Origin of the sequence: Cellulomonas sp. T2.31MG-18 (assembly GCF_964266755.1) — a bacterium.
In the GTDB taxonomy this organism is placed as follows: Bacteria; Actinomycetota; Actinomycetes; order Actinomycetales; family Cellulomonadaceae; genus Cellulomonas.
This window is the reverse complement of sequence record NZ_CAXWGW010000001.1, coordinates 494,061-515,954: the sequence shown is the minus strand read 5'-3', so window position 1 is coordinate 515,954 and position 21,894 is coordinate 494,061. Positions and strand designations below refer to the sequence as shown.

21 protein-coding genes and 2 tRNA genes are annotated in these 21,894 nt (G+C 71.6%); 8 read left to right on the top strand and 15 right to left on the bottom strand.

All coding sequences use genetic code 11. From position 1 onward, the window contains the following. Positions 1 to 61: 61 nt before the first annotated feature. Positions 62 to 871 (top strand): VOC family protein, encoded by an 810-nt coding sequence (locus ACFQTY_RS02365; RefSeq protein WP_378096740.1) that lies wholly within the window; start codon positions 62 to 64, stop codon positions 869 to 871. Between the two features lie 46 nt (positions 872 to 917). Further along, complete coding sequence (gene trmB, locus ACFQTY_RS02360) at positions 918 to 1,658, top strand: tRNA (guanosine(46)-N7)-methyltransferase TrmB (RefSeq protein ID WP_378096737.1); 741 nt, start codon at positions 918 to 920, stop codon at positions 1,656 to 1,658. 15 nt (positions 1,659 to 1,673) lie between these two features. Here the strand turns inward: trmB and ACFQTY_RS02355 are convergent, their stop codons facing one another. From ACFQTY_RS02355 to ACFQTY_RS02345, 3 genes are all read right to left on the bottom strand, one after another. Further along, entirely contained in the window at positions 1,674 to 4,157 is a 2,484-nt protein-coding gene (locus ACFQTY_RS02355) for a glycogen/starch/alpha-glucan phosphorylase (protein ID WP_378096734.1), read from the bottom strand. A gap of 64 nt (positions 4,158 to 4,221) precedes the next feature. Continuing rightward, a complete protein-coding gene (locus tag ACFQTY_RS02350; RefSeq protein WP_378096731.1) occupies positions 4,222 to 5,172 on the bottom strand; it encodes a carbohydrate kinase family protein in 951 nt (316 codons plus the stop codon). 5 nt (positions 5,173 to 5,177) lie between these two features. Further along, positions 5,178 to 6,101, bottom strand: a complete 924-nt coding sequence (locus ACFQTY_RS02345; RefSeq protein WP_378096727.1) for a pseudouridine-5'-phosphate glycosidase — start codon at positions 6,099 to 6,101, stop codon at positions 5,178 to 5,180. Between the two features lie 271 nt (positions 6,102 to 6,372). On the opposite strand from ACFQTY_RS02345, the gene ACFQTY_RS02340 reads away from it, so the two are divergent. Continuing rightward, the gene (locus ACFQTY_RS02340; protein WP_378096724.1) at positions 6,373 to 6,918 is read left to right on the top strand and encodes a class I SAM-dependent methyltransferase; all 546 of its coding nucleotides are present in this window, start codon (positions 6,373 to 6,375) and stop codon (positions 6,916 to 6,918) included. 235 nt (positions 6,919 to 7,153) lie between these two features. Here ACFQTY_RS02340 and ACFQTY_RS02335 read toward each other — a convergent pair whose 3' ends face one another. From ACFQTY_RS02335 to ACFQTY_RS02315, 5 genes are all read right to left on the bottom strand, one after another. Continuing rightward, on the bottom strand, positions 7,154 to 7,360 hold the full coding sequence (locus ACFQTY_RS02335; protein WP_378096721.1) for a hypothetical protein: 207 nt from the start codon (positions 7,358 to 7,360) through the stop codon (positions 7,154 to 7,156). Further along, on the bottom strand, positions 7,354 to 8,316 hold the full coding sequence (locus ACFQTY_RS02330; RefSeq protein ID WP_378096718.1) for a hypothetical protein: 963 nt from the start codon (positions 8,314 to 8,316) through the stop codon (positions 7,354 to 7,356). Before ACFQTY_RS02330 ends, ACFQTY_RS02335 begins: the two co-directional genes overlap by 7 nt. Positions 8,317 to 8,620: 304 nt before the next feature. Then, positions 8,621 to 9,457, bottom strand: coding sequence for an ABC transporter permease (locus tag ACFQTY_RS02325; protein WP_378096715.1), 837 nt, complete (start codon positions 9,455 to 9,457; stop codon positions 8,621 to 8,623). Continuing rightward, positions 9,454 to 10,461: an ATP-binding cassette domain-containing protein gene (locus ACFQTY_RS02320; RefSeq protein WP_378096712.1), complete on the bottom strand. Its 1,008-nt coding sequence runs from the start codon at positions 10,459 to 10,461 to the stop codon at positions 9,454 to 9,456. The genes ACFQTY_RS02325 and ACFQTY_RS02320 overlap by 4 nt, the downstream gene beginning before the upstream one ends. 228 nt (positions 10,462 to 10,689) lie before the next feature. Further along, complete coding sequence (locus tag ACFQTY_RS02315; RefSeq protein ID WP_378096708.1) at positions 10,690 to 11,400, bottom strand: PadR family transcriptional regulator; 711 nt, start codon at positions 11,398 to 11,400, stop codon at positions 10,690 to 10,692. Between the two features lie 152 nt (positions 11,401 to 11,552). Between ACFQTY_RS02315 and ACFQTY_RS02310 the strand changes: the two genes are divergently transcribed. Both ACFQTY_RS02310 and ACFQTY_RS02305 read left to right on the top strand, forming a co-directional pair. After that, positions 11,553 to 13,067 carry a methyl-accepting chemotaxis protein gene (locus ACFQTY_RS02310; protein ID WP_378096705.1) on the top strand — a complete coding sequence of 505 codons (1,515 nt, stop codon included), beginning with the start codon at positions 11,553 to 11,555 and terminating at the stop codon, positions 13,065 to 13,067. 97 nt (positions 13,068 to 13,164) lie between these two features. Then, a complete protein-coding gene (locus tag ACFQTY_RS02305; RefSeq protein ID WP_378096701.1) occupies positions 13,165 to 13,602 on the top strand; it encodes a hypothetical protein in 438 nt (145 codons plus the stop codon). 73 nt (positions 13,603 to 13,675) lie between these two features. On the opposite strand, the gene ACFQTY_RS02300 is transcribed toward ACFQTY_RS02305, so the two are convergent. From ACFQTY_RS02300 to ACFQTY_RS02280, 5 genes are all read right to left on the bottom strand, one after another. Then, positions 13,676 to 13,748: transfer RNA gene (locus tag ACFQTY_RS02300), tRNA-Arg, on the bottom strand. Positions 13,749 to 13,876: 128 nt separating this feature from the next. Beyond that, positions 13,877 to 14,764 (bottom strand): carbohydrate ABC transporter permease, encoded by an 888-nt coding sequence (locus ACFQTY_RS02295; protein WP_378096698.1) that lies wholly within the window; start codon positions 14,762 to 14,764, stop codon positions 13,877 to 13,879. After that, complete coding sequence (locus ACFQTY_RS02290) at positions 14,757 to 15,842, bottom strand: carbohydrate ABC transporter permease (protein WP_378096695.1); 1,086 nt, start codon at positions 15,840 to 15,842, stop codon at positions 14,757 to 14,759. Before ACFQTY_RS02290 ends, ACFQTY_RS02295 begins: the two co-directional genes overlap by 8 nt. Positions 15,843 to 15,853: 11 nt before the next feature. Further along, positions 15,854 to 17,116, bottom strand: a complete 1,263-nt coding sequence (locus tag ACFQTY_RS02285) for an extracellular solute-binding protein (RefSeq protein WP_378096692.1) — start codon at positions 17,114 to 17,116, stop codon at positions 15,854 to 15,856. Between the two features lie 36 nt (positions 17,117 to 17,152). Next, the gene (locus ACFQTY_RS02280) at positions 17,153 to 18,274 is read right to left on the bottom strand and encodes a LacI family DNA-binding transcriptional regulator (RefSeq protein ID WP_378096689.1); all 1,122 of its coding nucleotides are present in this window, start codon (positions 18,272 to 18,274) and stop codon (positions 17,153 to 17,155) included. Positions 18,275 to 18,427: 153 nt separating this feature from the next. Between ACFQTY_RS02280 and ACFQTY_RS02275 the strand changes: the two genes are divergently transcribed. After that, positions 18,428 to 20,371, top strand: coding sequence for a glycogen debranching N-terminal domain-containing protein (locus tag ACFQTY_RS02275; protein ID WP_378096686.1), 1,944 nt, complete (start codon positions 18,428 to 18,430; stop codon positions 20,369 to 20,371). 28 nt (positions 20,372 to 20,399) lie between these two features. Here ACFQTY_RS02275 and panD read toward each other — a convergent pair whose 3' ends face one another. Further along, positions 20,400 to 20,777, bottom strand: coding sequence for an aspartate 1-decarboxylase (gene panD, locus ACFQTY_RS02270; protein ID WP_378096683.1), 378 nt, complete (start codon positions 20,775 to 20,777; stop codon positions 20,400 to 20,402). 213 nt (positions 20,778 to 20,990) lie between these two features. Here panD and ACFQTY_RS02265 point away from each other — a divergent pair, with 213 nt between their 5' ends. Further along, entirely contained in the window at positions 20,991 to 21,203 is a 213-nt protein-coding gene (locus ACFQTY_RS02265) for a hypothetical protein (RefSeq protein ID WP_378096680.1), read from the top strand. A gap of 45 nt (positions 21,204 to 21,248) precedes the next feature. Then, on the top strand, positions 21,249 to 21,650 hold the full coding sequence (locus ACFQTY_RS02260) for a VOC family protein (protein ID WP_378096677.1): 402 nt from the start codon (positions 21,249 to 21,251) through the stop codon (positions 21,648 to 21,650). A gap of 122 nt (positions 21,651 to 21,772) precedes the next feature. Here ACFQTY_RS02260 and ACFQTY_RS02255 read toward each other — a convergent pair. Then, positions 21,773 to 21,862, bottom strand: a tRNA-Ser gene (locus tag ACFQTY_RS02255). Between the last annotated feature and the right edge of the window lie 32 nt (positions 21,863 to 21,894).

The following is a 21,894-nucleotide window of genomic DNA, read 5'->3' as shown; positions in this document are numbered from 1 at the left end:
CCCCCTGGTTAGCACAGCCTCTCCGGTGTCGCGCGTGCGGCGGCGGTGATGTGATGGCGGCATGACGACGCAGCAGGTGCCCTGGTCACCCGGTACCGCGTGCTGGGCGGACATCACCGTGCCGGACCTCGACCGGGCGATCGGCTTCTACGGTCCCCTCCTCGGCTGGCGGTTCGAGACGGGCGGTCCGGAGACCGGCGGGTACACCCAGGCCTTCGTCGGCGACCGCCAGGTGGTCGGCCTGACCGAGCCGATGGGCGAGGACCCGGCTCCACCGGCGGCGTGGTGCGTCTACCTGGCGACGGACGACCTGGCGACGACCGTGCAGCGCGCCGAGCAGCTCGGCGGCCGCACCCTGCTGGGGCCGATCGACGTGATGGGCTTCGGGTCCATGGCCCTGCTGACCGACCCGACCGAGGCCGTGGTGGGGCTGTGGTCGGGTGGCTCGCACATCGGCTGGGAGGTGGTCGACGAGCCGGGCGCGGTGGTGTGGACGGAGCACATGTCCCACGACCAGGCCCGCGCCCTCGCGTTCTACGACGGGCTGTTCGGGTACGACGTGACGGACCTGTCCGCACCCGACTTCGACTACGCGTCCGTCGCGGTGGACGGCGAGACGGTGCGCAGCGGGATCGGCGGCTACGGCCCCGGTGCGGGCGCGCAGGTGCCGGCCGCGTGGACGGTGTACTTCCAGGTGCGGGTGGCCGACGACGCGGCGGCCCGCGTCACGGAGCTCGGCGGCACGGTGGTCAGCCCGCCGGAGGACACGCCGTACGGCCGGATGGTGCTGGTCAAGGGTCCGTTCGGCGAGGTGTTCGCGCTGATGGAGCCGCCGGCCGAGCAGCCGCCGACGGGCACGCCTCCCGCCTGAGCCCTCCGCCTGAACCCCCCGCCTGGCCGCCGGGTAGCCTGCGGCCGTGACCGGCGCCTCCCCCGACGACTTCCACCACGTCGCGGCAGGCCCGCACGAGCCGCTGCGCACGTTCCACCCGCGGCGGGCGGCGCTCGGCCGCGACCGGGCCGACGCGCTGAACCGGTTGTGGCCGCGCTACGGCTTCTCGGTGCACGACGAGGCGCTCGGCCGCGGCCCCCGCACGCCGGACGGTCTGCTCGACACCGACGCCCTGTTCGGCCGGCACGCCCCGCTGGTGCTCGAGATCGGCCCGGGCATGGGCGAGGCCACGGTCGAGACCGCGGCCGACGACCCGGCGCGGGACTACCTCGCGGTGGAGGCGCACCTGCCCGGCGTCGCCAACCTGCTGTCCCTCGTCGAGCGCGCCGGCCTGACCAACGTCCGGGTGGGCCACGGCGACGCCCTGCAGCTGGTGCGCGAGTCGATCGCCCCGAGCAGCCTCGCGGCGGTGCACGCCTTCTTCCCCGACCCGTGGCCCAAGGCCCGTCATCACAAGCGCCGGCTGATCCAGCCGGACCACGTCGCTCTGCTGCGCGAGCACCTGGTCATCGGCGGCATCCTGCACACCGCCACCGACTGGGCGGACTACGCCGAGCAGATGCGCGAGGTGCTCTCCACGGACCCGTGCCTGGCGGACGCCTCCGCCGACCCCCAGGCAGCACGACGCCGCACGACGAAGTTCGAGCGGCTGGCCCTGGCCCAGGGCCGGACCGCCGTCGACCTCGTCGTGCGGCGCGTGTGCTGAGGTGCCCGCGAGGGCCTAGAACGAGTGCACCGGCTGCGTGTGCCAGATGCGGTCGATGTAGTCCTGCATCGACCGGTCGGACGAGAAGAACCCGCTGCGCGCCACGTTGAGGATCGCCGAGCGGGTCCACGCCTCGGTGTCCGCGTAGTGCTCGTCGACCCGCGCCTGCGCCTGCAGGTACCCGTCGAAGTCCGCGAGCGCCATGAACGGGTCCTGGTGCAGCAGGTTGTCCACCACCGCGGCGAACATCCCGGGGTTGCCGTTGCCGAACGTGCCGCTGGCGATCAGGTCGATCGCCGCCTTCAGCCGCGGGCTCGACTCGTAGAACGACATCGGGTCGTAGCCCTGCGCCACCAGCTTCTCCACCTCGGGCTCGAGCATCCCGAACAGGAAGAAGTTGTCGTCGCCCACCAGCCGGCGGATCTCGACGTTGGCGCCGTCGTCCGTGCCGATCGTCAGCGCACCGTTCAGCGCGAACTTCATGTTGCCGGTGCCGGACGCCTCCTTGCCGGCGAGCGAGATCTGCTCCGACAGGTCGGCGGCGGGGATCAGCGTCTCGGCGAGCGTCACGTTGTAGTTGGCGGGGAACGCCACCGTCAGGGCGCCCTTCACGCGGGGGTCCGCGTTGATCGTCGAGCCCACGTGGTTGATCAGGCCGATGATCTTCTTCGCCATCTTGTAGCCCGGTGCCGCCTTGGCGCCGAACGCGAACACCCGCGGGGGGATCGACGTCGGGTCCAGCTCACCGGACAGGATCCGCTCGTACAGCGACACGATGTGCAGCACCTTGAGGGTCTGCCGCTTGTACTCGTGCAGCCGCTTGACCATCACGTCGAGCATCGCGCCCTCGGGCAGCACGACACCGTCGCGCTCCGCCAGGACGGCCGCCAGCCGGGCCTTGTTGTCGGCCTTCACCGCACGGAACCGCTCACGGAACTCCTGGTCGTCGGCCAGCGGCTCCAGGCCGGACAGCATCTCCAGGTCGGTGACCCAGCCCGGGCCGATCGCCTCGGTGATCAGCTGGGACAGGCCGGGGTTGGCCAGCCGGACGAACCGGCGGGGCGTGACGCCGTTGGTCACGTTGGTGAACTTGTCCGGCCAGTACTCGGAGAAGTCCGGCAGCACCTTGTCGCGCAGGAGCTGGCTGTGCAGCTCGGCGACGCCGTTCACCTTGCAGCCCGCGACGGTGGCCAGGTACGCCATCCGGACGGCCCGTACGGGCTGCTCCTGGATGATCGACATGCGGCGCACGTGCTCCTCGTCGTCCGGGTACGCCGTGCGCACCTCGGCCAGGAACTCGTCGTTGATTCGGTAGATGATCTCGAGGTGCCGGGGCAGCAGCCGGCCCAGCAGCTCCGTGGGCCACACCTCGAGGGCCTCGGGCAGCAGCGTGTGACAGGTGTAGGCGAAGCACTTCTGGGTCAGCGCCCAGGCCTCGTCCCAGTCCCAGCCCTTCTCGTCGACCAGGATGCGCATCAGCTCGGGGACCGCGATCACCGGGTGGGTGTCGTTGAGCTGGAAGATGATCCGCTCGTCCAGCTGGTGCAGGTCGAAGTCCTCGGGCAGCACCTCGTCGATGAAGTCGCGCAGCGAGCACGCGACGAAGAAGTACTGCTGCTGCAGCCGCAGCTCCTTGCCCTGCGGGGTGGAGTCCTCCGGGTACAGCACCTTGGAGATGTTCTCGGCGAACGTCTGGCTGCGCACCGCCTCCGGGTACCGGCCGGCGTTGAACAGCTCGAGGTCGAACGCGTTGCTGGCGGTGGCGCTCCACAGGCGCAGCGTGTTGACCCGGCCGTTGTGGTAGCCGGGGACCATGTAGTTGAAGGGCACGCCCTCGACGCCCCACGCCGGCACCCACCGGGTGCGCGGCCGGCCGGCCTCGTCGACGTACTGCTCGGTGTGCCCGCCGAACTGCACCTGCACCGAGTGCTCGGGGTGCGGGAACTCCCACGGCGATCCCAGGCTCAGCCAGCTGTCCGGCTGCTCCACCTGCCAGCCCTCGACGAAGGTCTGCTTGAAGATGCCGTACTCGTACCGGATGCCGTAGCCGATGCACGGCACGCTCATGGTGGCGAGGGAGTCGACGAAGCAGGCGGCGAGCCGGCCGAGGCCGCCGTTGCCGAGGCCGGGCTCGACCTCCTGCTCGGCGATCAGGTCGAGGTCGAGGCCGAGGTTCGCCATCGACTCGCGCGCGATGTCCTCGAGGTCGGTCGCCAGGAGCGCGTTCTCCAGCTGCCGGCCCAGCAGGTACTCGGCGGACAGGTAGGCCACCGACTTCGCCTGCGCGCGGCGCTGACGCGTCAGGGTGTCGAGCCACCGGGCCATCAGGTAGTGCCGGACCGCTCGCGCCAGTGCGAGGTACTGGTCGTTGACGGAGGCCCGCGACAGGGTCACGCCCTGCCCGAAGTTGAGCTCGCGGAGGAACTCACGCGTGAACTTCTCGACGGTGTGCTCGGGAAGGATCACCGGGGTCGAGGAGAGAGGTTGGTTCTCGGTCACCGGCACACGCTAGCGGGTGCAACGACTTGCAGGGAATTTCGCAAGGTGGAATCTGGACGGATGTTCAGACGACGCTCGCGAGCGGGCCGCCGCCGAGTCTCAGGACGCACTCCCGGGCGATCGCCATGCCGGCCGCGGCAGCCCCGACAGGGTCGTCCGCGCGCAGCCAGGTGGTGAGGAAACCGGCGCAGAACGCGTCCCCCGCACCGGTCGTGTCGACCGCGTGCACGCGCTGCGCGGGCAGCGCGACGGGCTCCTCGCCACGGCGCGCGACGACCGCCCCGTCGGCGTCGAGCGTCACCACCACCGTGTCGTAGTGCGCGCACAGCCGGCGCGCGGCCTCCACCGGGTCGGCCGTGCCGGCCAGCAGCGCGGCCTCGTCGCGGTTGGGGAAGACGAGCGACGCCCCGGCCGTCCAGGCGAGGAACTGCTCCGGGCCGACGTCCCGCAGGAACGCCACCGAGCTCGGGTCGACGGACACCGGCACCCCGGCGGCCCGGGCACCGGCCATCAGGTCGAGGGCGGTGCCGCGGGCCGGCTCCTCGAACAGCGTGTAGCCGCTCAGGTGCAGCAGCGCGGCACTGTCCAGCACGTCCGGCGGGACGTCGTCGGGCGTCAGCGCGACGTTGGCACCGCGGTCGGTCAGCATCGTCCTGCCGCCGTCCGCGTCGACGATTACCACGATCGTGCCCGTCTCCCGCTCGGGGTCGGCGGCCAGGTGCGGGTCGATGCCCAGGCTCGCGAGGCGGCCCGCGTGCAGGTCGTGGTCGAGCGCGCCGACGCGGCCGACGAACGACACGGCATCGCCCAGGCTGGCCAGCCAGCTGGCCAGGTTGGCCGCGCTGCCGCCCGGGCGGCGGACGATCTGCGCGCGCGTGTCGGTGTCCGGGGCCACCGGGCCGAGGGGGCGCACCAGCACGTCGTTGATGACGTCGCCGACGACGACCACGCGCGGTCGTACCGTCGCCGCGGGCCCGTCGTCCGTCGTCGCGCGGGCGGCGTCCGGCTCGGCCACGGTGCTCAGCCCTGCCGGCGCGCGGCCCAGGCCGTCGCGATCTGCCCGCCGAGCCGGATGTTGTTCACCACGATGTCGAGGTTCACCTCGAGGCTCGCGCCGTGCGTGTGCGCCTGGAAGTAGTCGAGCAGGAAGGGGGTGACGGCCTTGCCGGTGATGCCGCGGCTGTCCACCAGCGCCAGCGCCTCCTCCAGCACGGAGTCGTGCACCGTCGGGTCCAGCTGCTGGTCCGCCGGGATCGGGTTGGCGACCAGCACGGCCTGGCTCTGGCCCAGCGCGTCGCGGGCGGCCATCACGCCGGCGATCTCGTGGGCCGAGTCGACCTTCCAGTCGATCTCGAAGCCGGAGTCCGACAGGTAGAAGCCGGGGTAACGGGTGGTGCGGTAGCCGAGCAGGGTCACGCCGAGGCTGTCCAGCCGCTCGAGGGTCGCGTGGATGTCGAGGATCGACTTGGCGCCGGCCGAGACGACGGTGATCGGCACGCGGGACAGCATCGTCAGGTCCGCCGACTCGTCGAACGACTGCGCGGCACCCCGGTGCACGCCGCCCAGCCCGCCGGTGGAGAACACCCGGATGCCGGCCAGGTTGGCCAGCACGGCGGTCGCCGCCACCGTCGTGCCGCCGGTGACGCCCTTGACCATCGCCACCGACAGGTCCCGGCTGGAGACCTTCTCCACGGTCTCGTCCTCGGCGATGCGGTGCAGCGCGGCGTCGTCCAGGCCCACGTGCGGCACGCCGTCGACCAGGGCGATCGTCGCCGGCGTGACGCCCGCCTCCGTCAACGTCGCCTCGAAGCTGCGGGCCGCCTCGAAGTTCCGGGGGCGCGGCAGGCCGTGGCTGATGATCGTCGACTCGAGCGCGACGACGGGACGTCCGTCGGCCAGCGCCGCGGCGACGGCGTCGGACAGGACCACGGGGCTGCTGCTCACTTCTGGACTCCTTGCCGGGACGTGGTCCGCGCGGGTGCGCGCGGATCCGGCCCCAGGATGCCCCTGTCCGGGCTACCGGCGTGACAGCCCCGGTTCTAGCGTGGTGACCAGCGGCAACCCTCGCAGCGGCATGCGCACGGGCCGCGCGCGGGGCCGGAGCGGGACGGACCGCGGTCCCGGGTGGAGGGCGACGATGACACGGCGGGCGAGCTTCTACTGGAGGTTCTTCGGAAGACCGGTCGGCCGCCTGGGGAGAGTCGGAACGCGCCTCATGGTGCGGATCAACCGGAACAACTACGCCCGGATGGCGGCAGCGCTGGGGCTACGCCCGGACGACGACCTGCTCGACGTCGGCTGCGGCTCGGCGATGCTGCTCGCGGAGCACGCGAAGCGCGCGCGCCACGTCGCCGGCCTGGACGCCTCCGACCTGCAGCTGGACGTGGCGCGGCAGCGCCTGGCCGACCACCTGGCGGCGGGCACCGCCGAGCTGGTGAAGGGCGATGCGGCGGCGCTGCCGTGGGCGGACGGCCGGTTCAGCGTGGTGACGTCGATGTTCTGCCTGAAGTTCGTGCCGGATCCGCTGAAGGCGCTCGAGGAGATGTTCCGGGTGCTGCGTCCGGGCGGTCGCGCCGTGGTGGCGCTCTGCGACCAGCTGCGGGACGAGAAGGCGTCCGGCACCGTGAACGCCTGGGGCCAGTGGGGATGGAACGCGTCGGACGCGCGGCTGCTGATGGAGAAGGCGGGGTTCGCCGAGGTCACGTCGTCGGTGATCGGCAGCCCCGCGTCGCAGCTGGTGCAGGGCGTGCGGGTGGTGTAGCCGTAGGGCGCCGGCCGCAGCCTGGCGGCCGACAGCCGCGTGTCCATCAGCCAGCCGAGGAACATCAGCGGGATGGTCAGCAGCCAGGGATCTTCACGGCGGACCGGAACAGCGCCATCCCCTTCCACGTCGTTACCGCCGTGGTGCACGTAGCCAGCACGGAGTCGCGTGACCGCAGGATCCGGTGTCCCTCCGACTCCCGGATGCTGCGGTCACGCGTGCGAGTGGACGCGGCCTACTGCTGCTGGGCCTTCTTCACGGCGCGCGCCGTGCGCCACAGCTCCGCACCGATCGCCACGACGAGGAAGAACGGCAGCACCCACGTGAATAGGGAACGGTAGATGAACCAGGAGGCGTAACCGCCGGCGGCCAGGGCCAGCAGCACCTGAATCAGCATCCGACGCCAGTTCACGTGACGCAGCACCTGCGAAGCAGTCAGCACGAGACAGCCCTCCATCGCATTTGCAGAGCGAACGTCGCCGCTGAAGGATAGTACGGCATGGTTATGACGACACACTGACCGTTGGCAGCAGCGTTTGAGAACGTCTGGTGGATCGACGTCGCCATTCCTCCAATTGCCGTCAAGCAGAACGCCGTTCCCAGGCCGCCTGAAACCACCTCGCAGATCACGGTGCTGAGCATCATGTAAGGGGTCTGCTGGGCAGCGGCGCGCACCTCGTCCCTGCTGTAGTGGTAGTAGACGGCCCACCCGAACGTGACGCTCGGGTCAGCAACGACGGGGTACGCGGTGTCGGCTGTGGTGTGGACCGTCTGCACGAGCGCCCCGTTCACGATGGAGTACGACGTCGGCACCGCTCGGCCCTTCGCGTCGAACGCCCACGGCTCGGCGACACGACCGAGCGTCGCCGTGGTCGTACCGACGGTAGAGTTCAGGTCCGCGCTGCCGTCTGGGCGAAGCACGGGGACGACACCGTTACCGAACTCATAGGTGAATCGGTGCGGTGCAGCGACGCTGCCGATGACTGTCTCGAGCCGCACGGTCCCATCGCCGAGAAGCTGGACAGCAGCTGCCTCACCTGCGGTGCTGCTGAACACGACGGTCCCGTCGTCAGCGAGGACGCCGGCGTCGAGCGCCAACTCCGGGGGTAGGGAGACTGCCAGAGATGGCTGTCCCGGTCCGGCGTTCGGCACCTTGACCCCGCCGGCGTCCTGCAACACGACCGGGGCGTGCGCGTCGCGCGGGACGCTCGCCGTGCGGGTACCGGCAGCCGCCACCATCCGATCCCCTGCCGCCGCCGCCTTGACCGGGACGCCCTGGTTCGGTGCCACCTTGGCGATCAACCCCGCCACGTGCTTGGCCTTGGTTGCGGGGTCCGGCGCGCTCGCGTTGGCGACGGTAGGCACGAGTGCCACCGCCGTGGCCACCGCCACCGTCATGATCGCGCGGGTACCGAACACTGCCCTACGTGGTCTCACACCTAGTTCCTCTTCCATGTCATTAGGCCGGACGACCCAAATGCGAGGCTACCGATGGAGGGCTGGGAGTGTGACCGGTTTGAGACTCTGGTCTATATGGCTATTACCGCTGCCGTGAGGCAGAGGTGTCATACCGTGATGGCTCGACCTTCGTCGGAGGTTGCACACCAATCCGGGACCCACGCGAGTTCCGTACGGCTGGCTAGCAGCCGAGCAGGGGGGCCTAGCCGTACGGCCAGGCCCCCCTGCCGCTACCTCTCGCCGCTCAGGTGGTGCGCTGGTAGGTGCGGAACGCGCGCGTCGCCACGCCCGTCAGCACCACGGCCAGCCCGGCGAGCAGCCCGAGGTGGACGAGCACCGTCCCGGCATCGGGGTGGCGGCTCAGCGCCTCCCGGCCCACGACGACCGCCCACTCGAACGGGTTGAACCGTGCCACGGTCGCCACCCAGCCGGCCGACAGCCGCGTGTCCATCAGCGCGGAGCTGAGGAACATCAGCGGGATTGTCAGCAGCTGCGAGAGGCCGATCAGCACCGTCTGGTCCCGCGCCAGCAGGGCCGCCGCGTTCGACAGCGCCGAGAACGCCGCCGTCAGCAGCGCCGCACCGAGCAGCAGCAGCAGGATGCCGCCGGCACCGCCGCCGAACCGCGCACCGCCCAGCCACGCCACCCCGAGCACCACGACGGTCTGCAGCACGGTGAGGACCGACTGGTAGACGAGCGTGGAGACCATCAGGGCCCCGCGGCTGGTGGGCGACGTCAGCAGCCGGTCCATCACCCCGCGGTCCATGTCCTGGATGTAGGCGGTGCCGGCCCAGGCGCTGCCGGACAGGGCCATCATCATGACGATCCCCGGCGTGAGGAACTCCAGGTAGGAGCCCCCGCCGGTGAAGCCGGGGATCTTCACGACGGACCGGAACAGCTGGCCGAACAGCAGCAGCCAGATCATCGGCTGCAGCAGGTTCATCAGCACGAACATCGGCACCCGCCGGGCCGCGCGCAGGTGCCGGGCGGTCAGCAGCAGGGTGTGGCGCAGGCCGGTGAACGGCGCACGTCGCGCCTCGACCGGCACGGCCGGCGACCGGCTGGTGGTCACGGCGCTCATGCCGCCACCTCCACGTCCGCACCGGCAGCTGAGTCGAAGCCGTGCCCGGTGTGGGACCGGTACACGTCGTCCAGGCTCGGCCGGGCGACGGTCGCCGAGGCGACCACCACCCCCGCAGACTCCAGCGCCGCGAGCGCCGACGGCAGCACCGCGGCGCCGTCCGCCGTCCGGACCCGCACCTGGCGCCCCTCGACGGTCACGTCCGCGCTGCCGGCCACGCGCCGCATCACCTCGGACGCCCGTGCGACGTCGGTGGTCTCCCGCAGCTCCACGGCGACCGCGTCCCCGTGCAGCCCCGCCTTCAGCTCGTCCGGCGTGCCGGACGCCACGACGCGACCCCGGTCCACGATCGTCAGCCGCCCGGCGAGGTGGTCGGCCTCGTCGAGGTAGTGGGTGGTCAGCAGCACGGTCATCCCCTCCGCGCCGGCCATCCGCTCGATCTCGGCCCACAGCTCGCTGCGCGCCTCCGGGTCGAGCCCGGTGGTCGGCTCGTCGAGGAACAGCACGCGCGGCCGGTGCATCAGACCGATGGCGACGTCGAGCTTGCGTGCCATGCCGCCCGAGTACGTCTTCACCTGACGGTCGGCGCTCGCGTCCAGCGAGAAGCGGCCGAGCAGCTCGGTCGCCCGGGCGCGCGCCGCCGAGCCGGTGAGGCCGTGCAGCCGACCCGCCAGCTCGAGGTTCTCCCGGCCGGTGTCCATCGGGTCCGACACCTGCTTCTGGGCGACGAACCCGATCAGCCGCCGTACCTGGTCGGGGTGCCGAGCGACGTCCGCACCGGCCACCAGAGCGGTGCCGGAGTCGGGCCGGGACAGGCTGGCGAGGATCTTGACCAGGGTGGACTTGCCGGCGCCGTTGGAGCCGAGCAGCCCGAACACGGTGCCGGGCTCGACGCCGAAGCTGACGCCGTCCAGGGCCGTGACCCGCGGCTTGCCGCGTCCGCCGGGGTACGTCTTGACCAGTGATCGCGCCTCCAGCGCGAGCGCTGCTCGTGGTGCAGCCATGGTGCTCCTCCTTGCGGTCGGAGCCGTCCCGTCGTGCCGTGCGGCGATACCATCGCGGCACGGCTCTGAGCAGACTGTTCGCACAGGTTTCAGTTCACGCTGGGACGACTCGGTGCCAGGTGGCTCGGATGTTGGCGCATCCGGGCCACCACTCTTCTGCGGTCCTCCGGCCAGGCGGCCGGAGGGTGGTGCACCCGGCGGTCACGTCGACCGTCGGGAGATCGCGGGTCACGGGGCGGGGCGGTGGCCCTCCCCTGGTTCGGCCTCGGGCGCGGCGGCGGTGTCGCCCGCGGTGAGGACCGGCGCCAGCTCGGCGGCCAGCTCCTGGTGCGACCGGCCCTGCGCCAGCTGGTCGTGCAGCTGGGCCCACAGCCCGAAGCCGCCCAGCTCGCGGCGCTCGATGCGACCGGCCAGCTGGGCGACGTAGTCGCGCTCGGCCCTGAGCATCGCGATCCGGTAGGTCAGCTCGACGACGAACAGCTCCGGCAGCCGGCTGACGACGTCGCCGGCCGCGAGCGCCTCACGCTCGGTGAGGTCGGCGTCCAGGCGGGCGAGCCGCTGCTGCAGCAGCCGAGCGGCGTCCGCCGGCGGCAGCATCGCGAGCAGCGAGAGGCCCGTCTCGAAGGCCGGGTACTCCTTGACCGGCTGCGCGATCAGCTCCCGCAACCACGCGTCGGTCTCCTGGCGGCCCGCCGGCGTGATCGCGTAGACGATCCGCTCCGGCCGGTTGCCCTCGCGCTCCGTGCGCTCGACCTCGATCAGATCCTTCTTCACCAGCTGCTGGATGACGGAGTACAGCGACCCGAAGTTGAGCCGGATGCTGTCCTCCTTGCCGCGCTCGCGCAGCGTGGTGGTGATCTCGTACGGGTACATCGGGCGCTCCCAGAGGCAGGCGAGCACCGCCAACGCCAACGGGTTCGACACGGGCCTGGCGGCCATCACTCACCTCCGGATACTCGCGCCAGAGTATTTGTGATCGGGTAGCGGCGCAAGACCCTCCGTGGGATTCCGCACGGAGAGGTCGACCCGGCCGATGAGAAGGACGCGACACCCGACGGGTGATCGACGGCCCGTCCCGCCCAGGAGTCACCATGACAGCGTCCGTCCTCCCTCTGCCGGCCTCGGCCTCCCCGGCGCGCAGCGGGTCCGCATCCGCAGCAGGCCTCTGGGCCGCCCCTGTCGTCGCCGTCGTCGGCGGCGTCGTGGCGCAGCTGCTCGAGCGTCCGGCGTCCTGGATCGCCCTCGCCGTGGGCGGCGTGCTCGCCCTCGCGCTGGCGTTCCGGTCCGCGGCCGTCGCACGCCGCTCCGTCGCCGCCCTGGAGGAGCTCGGCCGCGCCGGCACCGCCGGAGACTTCACGCGCGTGGCGGAGACGGACGGCACCGGCGTCACCAGGCTGGTGCGCGACGCGTTCAAGCGGCTGACGGACCCGATGAGCGCCATCACCCCGGAGATCTCGCTGCTGACGATCGCCGGCGAGGAGCTCGGCATCATCGGCCAGACCATCACCGAGGGCGCTCGCGGCACCAGCGAGCAGGCGAGCCGCATCGAGCGGTCGGCCCGCGAGGTGTCCACCAACGTCTCCACCGTCGCGGCCGCCACCGAGGAGCTGCGGACGTCGATCAGCGAGATCGCCAAGACCACGTCCAACGCCTCGCACGTCGCCCGTGAGGCCGTCGGCTCCGTCGCCGCCGCCTCGCAGACCATCACCGTGCTCGGCGAGTCCACCGCGCGCATCGGCGAGATCATCAAGGCGATCACCTCGATCGCCGGCCAGACGAACCTGCTCGCGCTGAACGCCACCATCGAGGCCGCGCGTGCCGGGGAGGCCGGCAAGGGGTTCTCCGTCGTCGCCGCCGAGGTGAAGAGCCTGGCGCAGGAGACGTCGAAGGCCACCGAGACGATCACCGACATGCTGAGCCGCATCCAGGCGGACTCCCACGAGGCCGTCACGGCGATGGCGGACGTCAGCCGGGTGATCGACGAGATCTGCGAGTCGCAGCTGACCATCTCCTCCGCCGTCGAGCAGCAGACAACCGTCACCCACGAGCTGAGCCAGACGGCCCAGGGCGTGTCCGACGAGGCCGAGGCGATCGCCGGTGCGATCGCGACCGTCGTCGACCTCGCCACGGTGAACGCGGACGCCGCGGCACGCAGCGCCGTCGCCGTCGGCGAGCTGACCCGGATGGGCACGGCGATGTCCCGGGAGACCAGCGGCCTGACGCTGACGACGGTCGAGGAGACCGGCTACTTCGACATCAGCTGGGACCGCACGCAGAACCGCCTGTCCGACGTCTGCGTCGGCATGTGGAGCAAGGCGACCTGCGACGACTACGTCCGCGTGCTGTCCGCCGCCTACCGCGAGAACCGCCCCGGCTGGACGTTCCTGGTGGACTTCAGCGCCCACCCGGCCCAGGCGGAGCAGGTGCAGCGCACCCACGAGGCGATGATGGCCGAGGCCGTGAAGAACGGGCTGACGTGGTGCGCGTTCATCGCCTCCAACCCGCTGGTCGCCATCCAGATGCAGCGGCTGTCGGCCAAGACGGGCTTCCCGGTGACCTATGTCGCCACCCGCGAGGAGGCACTGGCCGTCCTGGCCCAGCACTAGGCCGCCTGGCGACGACCCCGCGCGGGCGGGACACGGCCGCCGAGATCGAGCAGGTATGGAGAAGCCGCAGCCGAACCCGTGTCCGTAGGTTGACGCCATGACCGACACGAAGAAGACGAGCGGGTTCACCGCCGAGGAGCGCGCGGCGATGCGTCAGCGCGCCAAGGAGCTCAAGGCGCAGCAGTCCGCCGCGGAGTCGCTGCAGGCGGTCGTCGACCGGATCGCGGCCCTCGAGGAGCCGGACCGGACCAACGCCGAGCGCATCCACGCGATCGCACTGGAGGTCGCACCCTGGCTGCAGCCCCGGCTGTTCTACGGCAGCCCCGCCTACGCGAACGCGGAGGGCAAGGTGCTGTTCTTCTACCAGGAGCGCGCCAAGTTCAAGGTCCGCTACGGCAACCTGGGCTTCTTCGACGGCGCGCAGCTCGACGACGGCTCGATGTGGCCGACGGCGTTCGCGATCACCGAGCTGTCCGCCGCCGACGAGGCGCGGGTCGCGGAGCTGGTGCGGAGGGCGACGGGCCAGTCGGCCTGACGGCCCCGCACGACGCACGAACCGCGGACACAGGAGAGGCGCAGCACCGCGCGGGTGCTGCGCCTCTCGTCTGTGCGCCCGAAGGGACTCGAACCCCCAACCTTCTGATCCGTAGTCAGATGCTCTATCCGTTGAGCTACGGGCGCCCGGCCCGCGAACGGGCCACAGGAGAGGTTACAGGCAGAACGGCGATGCGCCCAAACCGCGGCGGGGCCGTCGTCGGGCGTCGGGGACACCCGTCGCGGACGCCCGTCCCCGACGTCACCGCACCGCGCTACTCCTTCGTCGCCCCGCCCGTCGTGTTCATCATCCGGCGCTGGAACACGAAGAACAGCACGGCCACCGGGATGGTCATGAGGGTCGCCGCGGCGAGCTTGATCGGGAACTGGGATCCGGCGCTCAGCGCCCCGGACGCCAGCTGCGCGGTGCCCTTGGTCAGGGTGAACAGCCGGGGGCTCTGGGTGGAGACGATCATCTGCGGCAGCTCGTTCCAGGAAGCCTGGAACGAGAGGATGAACAGGGTGATCAGCGCCGAGCGGGACATCGGCAGCACCACCGACCAGAACCGGCGGAACACCCCCGCACCGTCGATCCGCGCCGCCTCCTCCACCGACGGGGAGACCGACTCGAAGAAGTTGCGCATGATGAACACCCCGGCGGCGTCCGCCAGCATCGGCAGGATCATCCCGGGGTAGGTGTCGTAGATCCCCAGCTGCTTGATGACCAGGAACTTGGGGATCAGCAGCACGACGCCCGGCACCGCCATGACGGCCACCAGCCCGGCGAACACGGCGTTGCGCCCCCGGAACGGCAGCCGGGACAGCGCGTAGCCGGCCATCGAGTCGAACAGCACCCGCCCGGCGGTGACCAGCACCGTGACGATCACCGTGTTGGTCAGCCACAGCGGCAGGTCGGACTGGAACAGCCGCTGGTAGGCCGCCGTCGTGAACGTCTTCGGGATCAGCGAGACGGGGTTGTTGGCCGCGTCCTGGTCCGTCTTGAAGGAGTTGGCCAGGGAGACGACGAACGGGAACACGTACACCAGCGCGATCCCGACGAGCACCGCGTACCGGCCGGTGACTCCCAGCGGCGACCGGCGCCGCCGCATCCGGGTGCGCACCACCGGCCGGGTCACCGGCGCCTGAACCGCTGCCTCAGCCATGGGACCGGCTCCGCCGTGGCGTCCGCTCCCGCAGCGCCAGCCGCTGCAGCACGGTGAACAGCACGATGATCGCGAACAGGATGAACGCGATCGCCGCGCCCCGGCCCCACGCGTTGTTGATGAACGACTGGCTGTAGGACAGGTAGGCCGGCGTCAACGTCGTGTTGGCCGGACCGCCCTTGGAGCCCACGTAGATCTGGTCGAACAGCTGCCACGTGCCGATCAGCCCCAGCGTCACCACGGTGAACGTGGTGGGCCGCAGCATCGGCAGGGTCACGTACCAGAACCGCTTCCACGGCCCGGCGCCGTCCATCACGGCCGCCTCGTCGATCTCCTCGGCGATCTGCTGCAGCGCCGCGAGGTAGATCAGCATGAACGTGCCCGACGTGGTGAAGATGGCCATCACGATGAAGACGAGCATCGCGGGGCTCGGCCCCGCCACCCAGTCGAACCAGGTCAGCCCCAGGAACCCGTTCCCGGCGGGCGCGTGCACGCCGACCGCCTGCAGCAGCAGCTGCACCACGCCCCGCGTCTCGGTGAACCACCCCGGTCCCGTCCCGCCCAGCCAGCCGATCACCGCGTTCACGGTCCCGGAGGCGGAGAACAGGAACAGGAAGATCACGGTGATCGCCACCGACGAGGTCACGGACGGGAAGTAGTAGGCGGTGCGGAACGCGCCCTGCCCGGCGATCCGCCGGTTCACCAGCACGGCGAGCAGCAGCGACACCGCCGTCTGGATCGGCACCACGAGCAGCACGTACCAGGCGTTGTTGCGCAGCGACGTGCCGAAGTCCGACTGCGCGAGCCCGGGCTTGGCGAGCAGCGCCGCGTAGTTGGCGCCGCCGACGAACTTCACGGTGGACGAGAAGGGGCTGCCCAGCCCGCTCCAGCTCGAGACCGACACCCACGCGGCCATCGCGATCGGCAGCACCAGGAACAGGCCCAGGATCACCAGCACCGGGGCGGTGAACAGCCAGCCGGCCACCCCGTCGCGGCCCCGGATGCCGGGACCGCGACGGGTGGCCGACCTGGCCGGCGCGGACGTCGTGCCCGCCGCGCGCGCCATGACGGTCTCCATGCCGGTCTGCCTCAGGACAGGCCGGGCAGCGCCTGGAGGTTGGTCTGCACCTTGTCCAGGATCTGCTTGGGGTCGGTGCTGGACAGCCCGTCGAGCTGGGAGTCGAAGTTCTTGATCACGTCGCTGATGCCCGCGACGCTCGGGATCGACTTCGACGAGGCGGCGCTGTCGAGGAAGGCCGTCTGCTCGGGGAACTGCTGCTTCCACTGGTCGGCGATCGACTGCACGCTCGGCATCACGCCGAACGCCTTGGCGAAGCCGAGCTGCTGGTCCGGCTGGGTCAGGTAGGTGACCAGGTCGAGCGCGCCGCCCTTGTTCTTCGACTGGGACGCCATGCCCCAGCCGCCGTCGTACTGGATGGTGCCCTCGCCCTTGGGGCCGGCGGGCAGCTTGACCACCTTGTACTTGACCGAGGAGTAGTCCTTGGTCATCGCGCCGGAGATCCAGTTGCCCTCGATGGTCATCGCGGCCTTCTGGGTGCCGAACGCCTCCCCGCCCCAGCCCGCACCGAGCTGCGACGCGTACTTCATCGCACCCTCGGACAGCAGCTTCTTGGCGTAGGTCAGCCCCTGCACGTTCGCGTCCGAGCTCGCCGCGGCCTTGCCGTTGTCGTCCACCAGCCAGCCGCCGGCCTCGGCCATGAACACACCGAGCCGCTCGAACTGCCCGGACACCGCGAGGCCCACGTGCTGCGGCGTCGTCAGCTTCTGCGCGACCTGCTCCAGCTGGTCCCAGGTGGTCGGGTAGTCCTTGTCCGTCAGCCCGGCGGCGGTCCACATGTCCGTGTTGATCACCAGGGCGAGCGTGGAGAAGTCCTTGGGCGCGGCGTACTCCTTGCCGTTCACCGTGAACGCCTTGACCAGGGACGGGTAGAAGGAGTCCTTGTTCTTCAGCTGCGTGACGTACGGCTCCAGGGAGCCGTTGCTCGCGTACGTCGCCACGGAGTCGTTGGTGACGTAGAAGAGGTCCGGCGGGTTGCCGCCGGCGAAGCCCTGCGACAGCTGCTGGCCCAGGTCGGAGGCGACGTTGACGGTCGCCTGCGTGCCGGACTGCTTGGACCACGCGGCCACGGCGTCCTTGACGGCGTTGGTCTCCGCGTCGCCCGACGTGCCGATCAGGATGGTGAGCGGCTGGTGGTTGTCGGACGACACGGCGGACGACGAGGCCGAGGCGGCCGGTGAGCCGAAGCCGCCGCCGCTGCTGCAGGCGGCGAGGGTGGCGGTGGCCGTCAGTGCGGCACCCGCGGCGAGGAGCGCTCTCCTGGTGATCTTCATCGATGTGCCTCTCTAGCGCGTCGGATGGTGGACGGGTCAGGGGTGGGCGGCTGGCGCCGGCACGGAGCTCTCGCGGACGACGAGCGTCGGCACCAGCAGGCCGGAGTCGGCCGGGTCGCTGGGCCGCCCGTCGAGCTGGGACAGCACGCTGTCCAGCGCCCAGCGGGCCGCCTGCTCCAGCGGCTGCCGCACGGAGGTGATGCCGAGGGCGGCGGCCGTCGGGCTGTCGTCGAACCCGACGACGGCGGCCCGCGCCCCCGCGGCCTGCACGGCGCCCCAGGCGCCGACGGCGAGCGAGTCGGAGGCGCAGACGAACGCCGTCGCGCCCGCCTCGAGCAGCCGCCGCGCGGCCTCCGCACCGGACCGGATGCCGTCCGGCTGCGCCGAGTCCAGGCCGTGCCGGTGCCGCGTCGGCACGCCGGCGGCGCTCATCGACTGCTCCCAGCCGCGGCGCCGCTCGTCACCGGTCCCCGAGCCGGCGGGCCAGCCGACGAAGGCGATCTCCGTGTGACCCAGGCTGCGCAGGTGCTCGGTCGCCTGGCCGGTGCCGGCGGCGCCGTCGACGTCGGTCCACGCGTGCTGCGACTGCTTCCCGGACGCCTGTCGCGCCCACGGCCGGCCGAAGACGGCGTACGGCACGTGCCGCTCGGTCAGCCACCGGTACCGCGCGTCGTGCGCGTGGGTGCCGACCAGGACGAACGCGTCGACGCTGCGCGCCCGGGTCAGCCGCTCGAACTGGCGCAGCTCGGCCTCGTCGGAGTCGGCGGTGTAGAGCATCACGCGGTGGTCGTGGGCCTCCGCATCGCTGGTCAGCGAGTGCAGGAAGGTGTCGAGCACCAGGCCGCTGATGCCGTCCAGCACCGGGTCGAGGCGGTAGGCCAGCACGCCCGAGCGGGCGGTGCGCATCTGCCGGGCGGCGGCGCTGCGGACGTAGCCGGTCTCCTCGATGGACGCGAGCACGCGCTTGAGGGTGTCCGGCTGGAGGCGCTCGGGGCTGTTGAGGGCGTTGGAGACGGTCTGCCGCGAGACGCCGGCGTGGGCGGCGACGCTCGAGACGGTCGGACGACGCCCGTCGCTGCTGGCGCCGTCGCCCCCGTCACGACGGATGTCGCTCGTCCCGGTGCGCGCGTCGCTGTCGGACCGGCTGTCCGGCGCCATCGCCAGCTCCTCTCCATCAAGGGCCTTGCCAGGAGCTTTGATCGATCAACTAGGATCGCGACTGCGATTTGATTGATCAAATGCCCGGCGTGAGACACAGAGTCGGCCATCGAGTTCGTACTGTCAAGCGATGCCCGACGGGGAGCCTGAACCATGAGCGAGCACCTGCAGCCCTTCCTGCACGACCTCGAGCTCGTGTTCCGCGCGCCCACCCAGGCGTGGTCGGCGCCCGACGGCCAGCTCCGGCCCTCGGCACCCGGTCGGGCCACCGTGCAGGGGGTGCTGCACTCCGACGTCCGGGTGCTCAGCGAGGCGGTGCTGACGGTCGACGGGGTCGAGGCGGAACCGGCCGGCACCGTCCGCGACGGCGGGTCGGTGACGTTCGTCGGCCTCCCCCGGCACGTCGACCAGCCCGGGGCGGACCCCACGGTGCGCCTGCTCCGCACCCGCGGCGCGGAGCCGGGGTCGGTGTCCGAGACCCTCGAGCTGCGGTGCGCCACCGCCGAGCCGACCACGGCACGGCTGACCCTGACGCTGTCGTCGGACATGGCCCCCATGGAGGCCATCAAGTCGGGCACCACCGCCGACGCCGTGCCCGCGGCGCGCACGCCGTCCGGGCTCGTCTGGACGGCGGACGCCGTCACGGCCGAGGTCGAGGCCGAGGGCGCCGACGTCGACCTCGAGGACCCCGCTCGTCCCGTGCTGCGGTGGACGCTCACCGCGGCAGCCGACCGGCCGGCCCGCGTCACCTGGCGGCTGGTGGTGCACGACGGGATCGCGGTGGTGACGGGGGTGCGGACACCGTCGCCGCTGGCGATCCCGACGACAGCGGCGTCGACCACGCCGCCGCTCCCGTCGTCGCCCGCACGCGACCTGCGACCCCGCCGGTTCCTCGACCAGTCCCTCGCCGACCTCGACGGCTTGCGCATGGCCCTGCCGTCGCTGCCGGACCAGGAGTTCCTCGCCGCCGGCGCGCCCTGGTTCTTCACGCTGTTCGGCCGCGACTCCCTGTGGGCGGCTCGGTTCCTGCTCCCGCTCGGCACCGGGCTGGCCGAGGGCACGCTCACCGTGCTGGCGTCCCTGCAGGGCACCACCGACGACCCGGCCTCCCAGGAGGAGCCCGGCAAGATCCTGCACGAGCTGCGCCGCGCCGCGCTGACCCTGCCGTCGGACGGCCTGGCGCTGCCGCCCGTCTACTACGGCACCGTCGACGCCACCCCGCTGTGGGTGTGCGTGCTGCACGACGCCTGGCGCGCCGGCATGCCGACCGACGCCGTCCGACGCCTGCTCCCCCACGCCGAGCGCGCGCTGGCGTGGACCGTGGCCGGTGTCCGCGCCGGCTACCTCGCCTACCAGGACCCCACCGGCCACGGGCTGACCAACCAGGGCTGGAAGGACTCCGGCGACTCCATCCAGTTCCGCGACGGCCGGCTGGCGGAGGGCCCGATCGAGCTGTGCGAGGTCCAGGGCTACGCGTACGAGGCGCTGGTGCACGGCGCGGACCTGTTCGAGACCCTCGGGCACCCGGGGGTGGAGGCCGAGGACACCACGCCGGCCGGGCTGCGCGCCGCGGCCGCCGACCTCGCCGAGCGGTTCCGTCGCGACTTCTGGCTGGAGGACCAGCACGGTCCGTACGTCGCCATCGCGCTGGACGGTAGCGGCGCACCCGTGGACACCGTCACGTCGAACATGGGCCACCTGCCGGGCACCGGACTGCTGCGCGCCGACGAGGAGGACGCGGTCGCCCGGCGACTGGTGCACCCGGAGCTCAGCTCCGGCTTCGGTCTGCGGACGATGGCCACGTCGAGCACCGGCTACTGGCCGCTGAAGTACCACGGTGGGTCCGTCTGGGCGCACGACACGGCGATCGCCATCCGGGGCCTGCTCGTCTCGGGCCACCGCGCCCAGGCACAGCTGCTGGCCGAGGGCCTGCTGCGCGCCGCGGAGTCGTTCGACTTCCGCATCCCCGAGCTGTACTCCGGCGACCCGGCCACCGGTCCCACCCCGCACGCCCTGCCCTACCCGGCAGCCTGCCGACCGCAGGCGTGGTCCGCGGCGTCCGCGGTGGTGGTGGCCCAAGCGCTCGGGCTCCTGTAGGCGCGGCGGACGCGCGGCCCAGCGCGCCTCAGACGCGGGCGGCGACCGCCGGCACGATCGCGTTGTGCTCGTCCAGCACGACGACCCGCGGCACGTGCCGGTGCGCGTCCTCGTCGCTCATCGAGCCGTACGCCACGATGATCACGCGGTCGCCGACCTCCACCAGGTGCGCCGCCGCGCCGTTGATCTGGATGTCCCGGCCACCCCGCGGTCCCGGGATCGCGTAGGTGGTCAGCCGGGCGCCGTTGGTGATGTCCAGCACGTCCACCTGCTGGTTCGGCAGGAGGTCGGCCGCCTCCATCAGCTCCTCGTCGACGGTGATGGAGCCGACGTACTCGAGGTCGGCCTGCGTCACCGTGGCGCGGTGGAGCTTGGACAGCATCATCGGCCGCTGCAACGTGCTCATGAGGCGCGATCCTAGGCGCGCCACCTGACGACACCCTGGGACGGCCGGGTCCCGAGTGCACGGAGCGGGTCCCCCGACCATGGCGCGATGCGCGCGTGGCGAGCGTCGGTCTGTGCCCGTCGCGAGTCGTCACCGGCGATGGTGACCCCGTGATACCGGGCGAAAACCCCGGTCCCGGTGGCGTCGCAGGCGTCGTCGCCCACCATGGAGCAGATGGAGGACGACGACGATGCACGCGAGCTGCTTCGCGTCACGCCGGCGGAGATCCGCGCCGCGCGGCAGGCGTGGCTCGATGCCCGGGACTCCGACGACGACGTACCGCAGAGCCGTGTGCACATGCTCTTCGAGTACTACCGGTTCCTCATCAGCGTCGAGGCCCGGCAGATCGCCGACGGCCTGCACGACGCCGGCGGCCAGACGTCCTAGGGCCGGCCGGCTGCGAGACGGCCTCTCGTGCTTACGCTGAGGGGCATGGTGGTCCGGGTCAGCGGGGTGCGGCAGCCGAGCGTCTGGGCGAACGTCGTGAGCGAGGACGCTCCCGCGCTTCGCAGGTGGCTGCTGGGGCTCGGTTTCACCGAGGACCTGCTGATCCCCGGTGAACGTGACGGCTCGATCCACCACTGCCAGCTGGACTGGCCCGAGGGCGGTCGGGTGCTGCTGTCCAGCACGGACGAACGGCCGACGCCGTGCCGCCCGGGCACCGGCTGGTTGCACGTGGTGACGGCCGATCCCGACGCCGTGCTGGCGCGTGCGCAGGCCGCCGGGGCGACCGTGGTGCACAGCCTCGTCGACCAGGTCGACTACCCGTCGCGGGACTTCACGGTGGCCGACCCTGACGGCAACTACTGGACGTTCGCCACGTTCGGGGGCTGATCCGGCTGGGACGAAGGCGTGAGGACGCCGCTGACGAGGATCGGGGCCGGGTGCATCTGCACCTCGGCCCCGATTTTCGTCGTCAGGGTGCCTCGACCTTCGTCGAGATCCCCAGAGCAGAGCGGAGACGGTGGGATTTGAACCCACGGAAGGGGAGACCCCTTCACGGCCTTAGCAGGGCCGCGCACTAGACCTGGCTATGCGACGTCTCCAAGACGGTGGACAGGCTACAGGTGCCCTCGTC

What these genes read in the sequence shown, in the direction of transcription:
- ACFQTY_RS02365 (WP_378096740.1), top strand. Translation starts at nt 62, where the DNA reads ATGACGACGCAGCAGGTGCCCTGGTCACCCGGTACCGCGTGCTGGGCG.
- ACFQTY_RS02340 (WP_378096724.1), top strand. Translation starts at nt 6,373, where the DNA reads ATGGTGCGGATCAACCGGAACAACTACGCCCGGATGGCGGCAGCGCTG.
- ACFQTY_RS02330 (WP_378096718.1), bottom strand. Translation starts at nt 8,316, where the DNA reads ATGACGGTGGCGGTGGCCACGGCGGTGGCACTCGTGCCTACCGTCGCC.
- ACFQTY_RS02325 (WP_378096715.1), bottom strand. Translation starts at nt 9,457, where the DNA reads ATGAGCGCCGTGACCACCAGCCGGTCGCCGGCCGTGCCGGTCGAGGCG.
- ACFQTY_RS02320 (WP_378096712.1), bottom strand. Translation starts at nt 10,461, where the DNA reads ATGGCTGCACCACGAGCAGCGCTCGCGCTGGAGGCGCGATCACTGGTC.
- ACFQTY_RS02315 (WP_378096708.1), bottom strand. Translation starts at nt 11,400, where the DNA reads ATGGCCGCCAGGCCCGTGTCGAACCCGTTGGCGTTGGCGGTGCTCGCC.
- ACFQTY_RS02310 (WP_378096705.1), top strand. Translation starts at nt 11,553, where the DNA reads ATGACAGCGTCCGTCCTCCCTCTGCCGGCCTCGGCCTCCCCGGCGCGC.
- ACFQTY_RS02305 (WP_378096701.1), top strand. Translation starts at nt 13,165, where the DNA reads ATGACCGACACGAAGAAGACGAGCGGGTTCACCGCCGAGGAGCGCGCG.
- ACFQTY_RS02295 (WP_378096698.1), bottom strand. Translation starts at nt 14,764, where the DNA reads ATGGCTGAGGCAGCGGTTCAGGCGCCGGTGACCCGGCCGGTGGTGCGC.
- ACFQTY_RS02290 (WP_378096695.1), bottom strand. Translation starts at nt 15,842, where the DNA reads ATGGAGACCGTCATGGCGCGCGCGGCGGGCACGACGTCCGCGCCGGCC.
- ACFQTY_RS02285 (WP_378096692.1), bottom strand. Translation starts at nt 17,116, where the DNA reads ATGAAGATCACCAGGAGAGCGCTCCTCGCCGCGGGTGCCGCACTGACG.
- ACFQTY_RS02280 (WP_378096689.1), bottom strand. Translation starts at nt 18,274, where the DNA reads ATGGCGCCGGACAGCCGGTCCGACAGCGACGCGCGCACCGGGACGAGC.
- ACFQTY_RS02275 (WP_378096686.1), top strand. Translation starts at nt 18,428, where the DNA reads ATGAGCGAGCACCTGCAGCCCTTCCTGCACGACCTCGAGCTCGTGTTC.
- panD (WP_378096683.1), bottom strand. Translation starts at nt 20,777, where the DNA reads ATGAGCACGTTGCAGCGGCCGATGATGCTGTCCAAGCTCCACCGCGCC.
- ACFQTY_RS02265 (WP_378096680.1), top strand. Translation starts at nt 20,991, where the DNA reads ATGGAGGACGACGACGATGCACGCGAGCTGCTTCGCGTCACGCCGGCG.
- ACFQTY_RS02260 (WP_378096677.1), top strand. Translation starts at nt 21,249, where the DNA reads ATGGTGGTCCGGGTCAGCGGGGTGCGGCAGCCGAGCGTCTGGGCGAAC.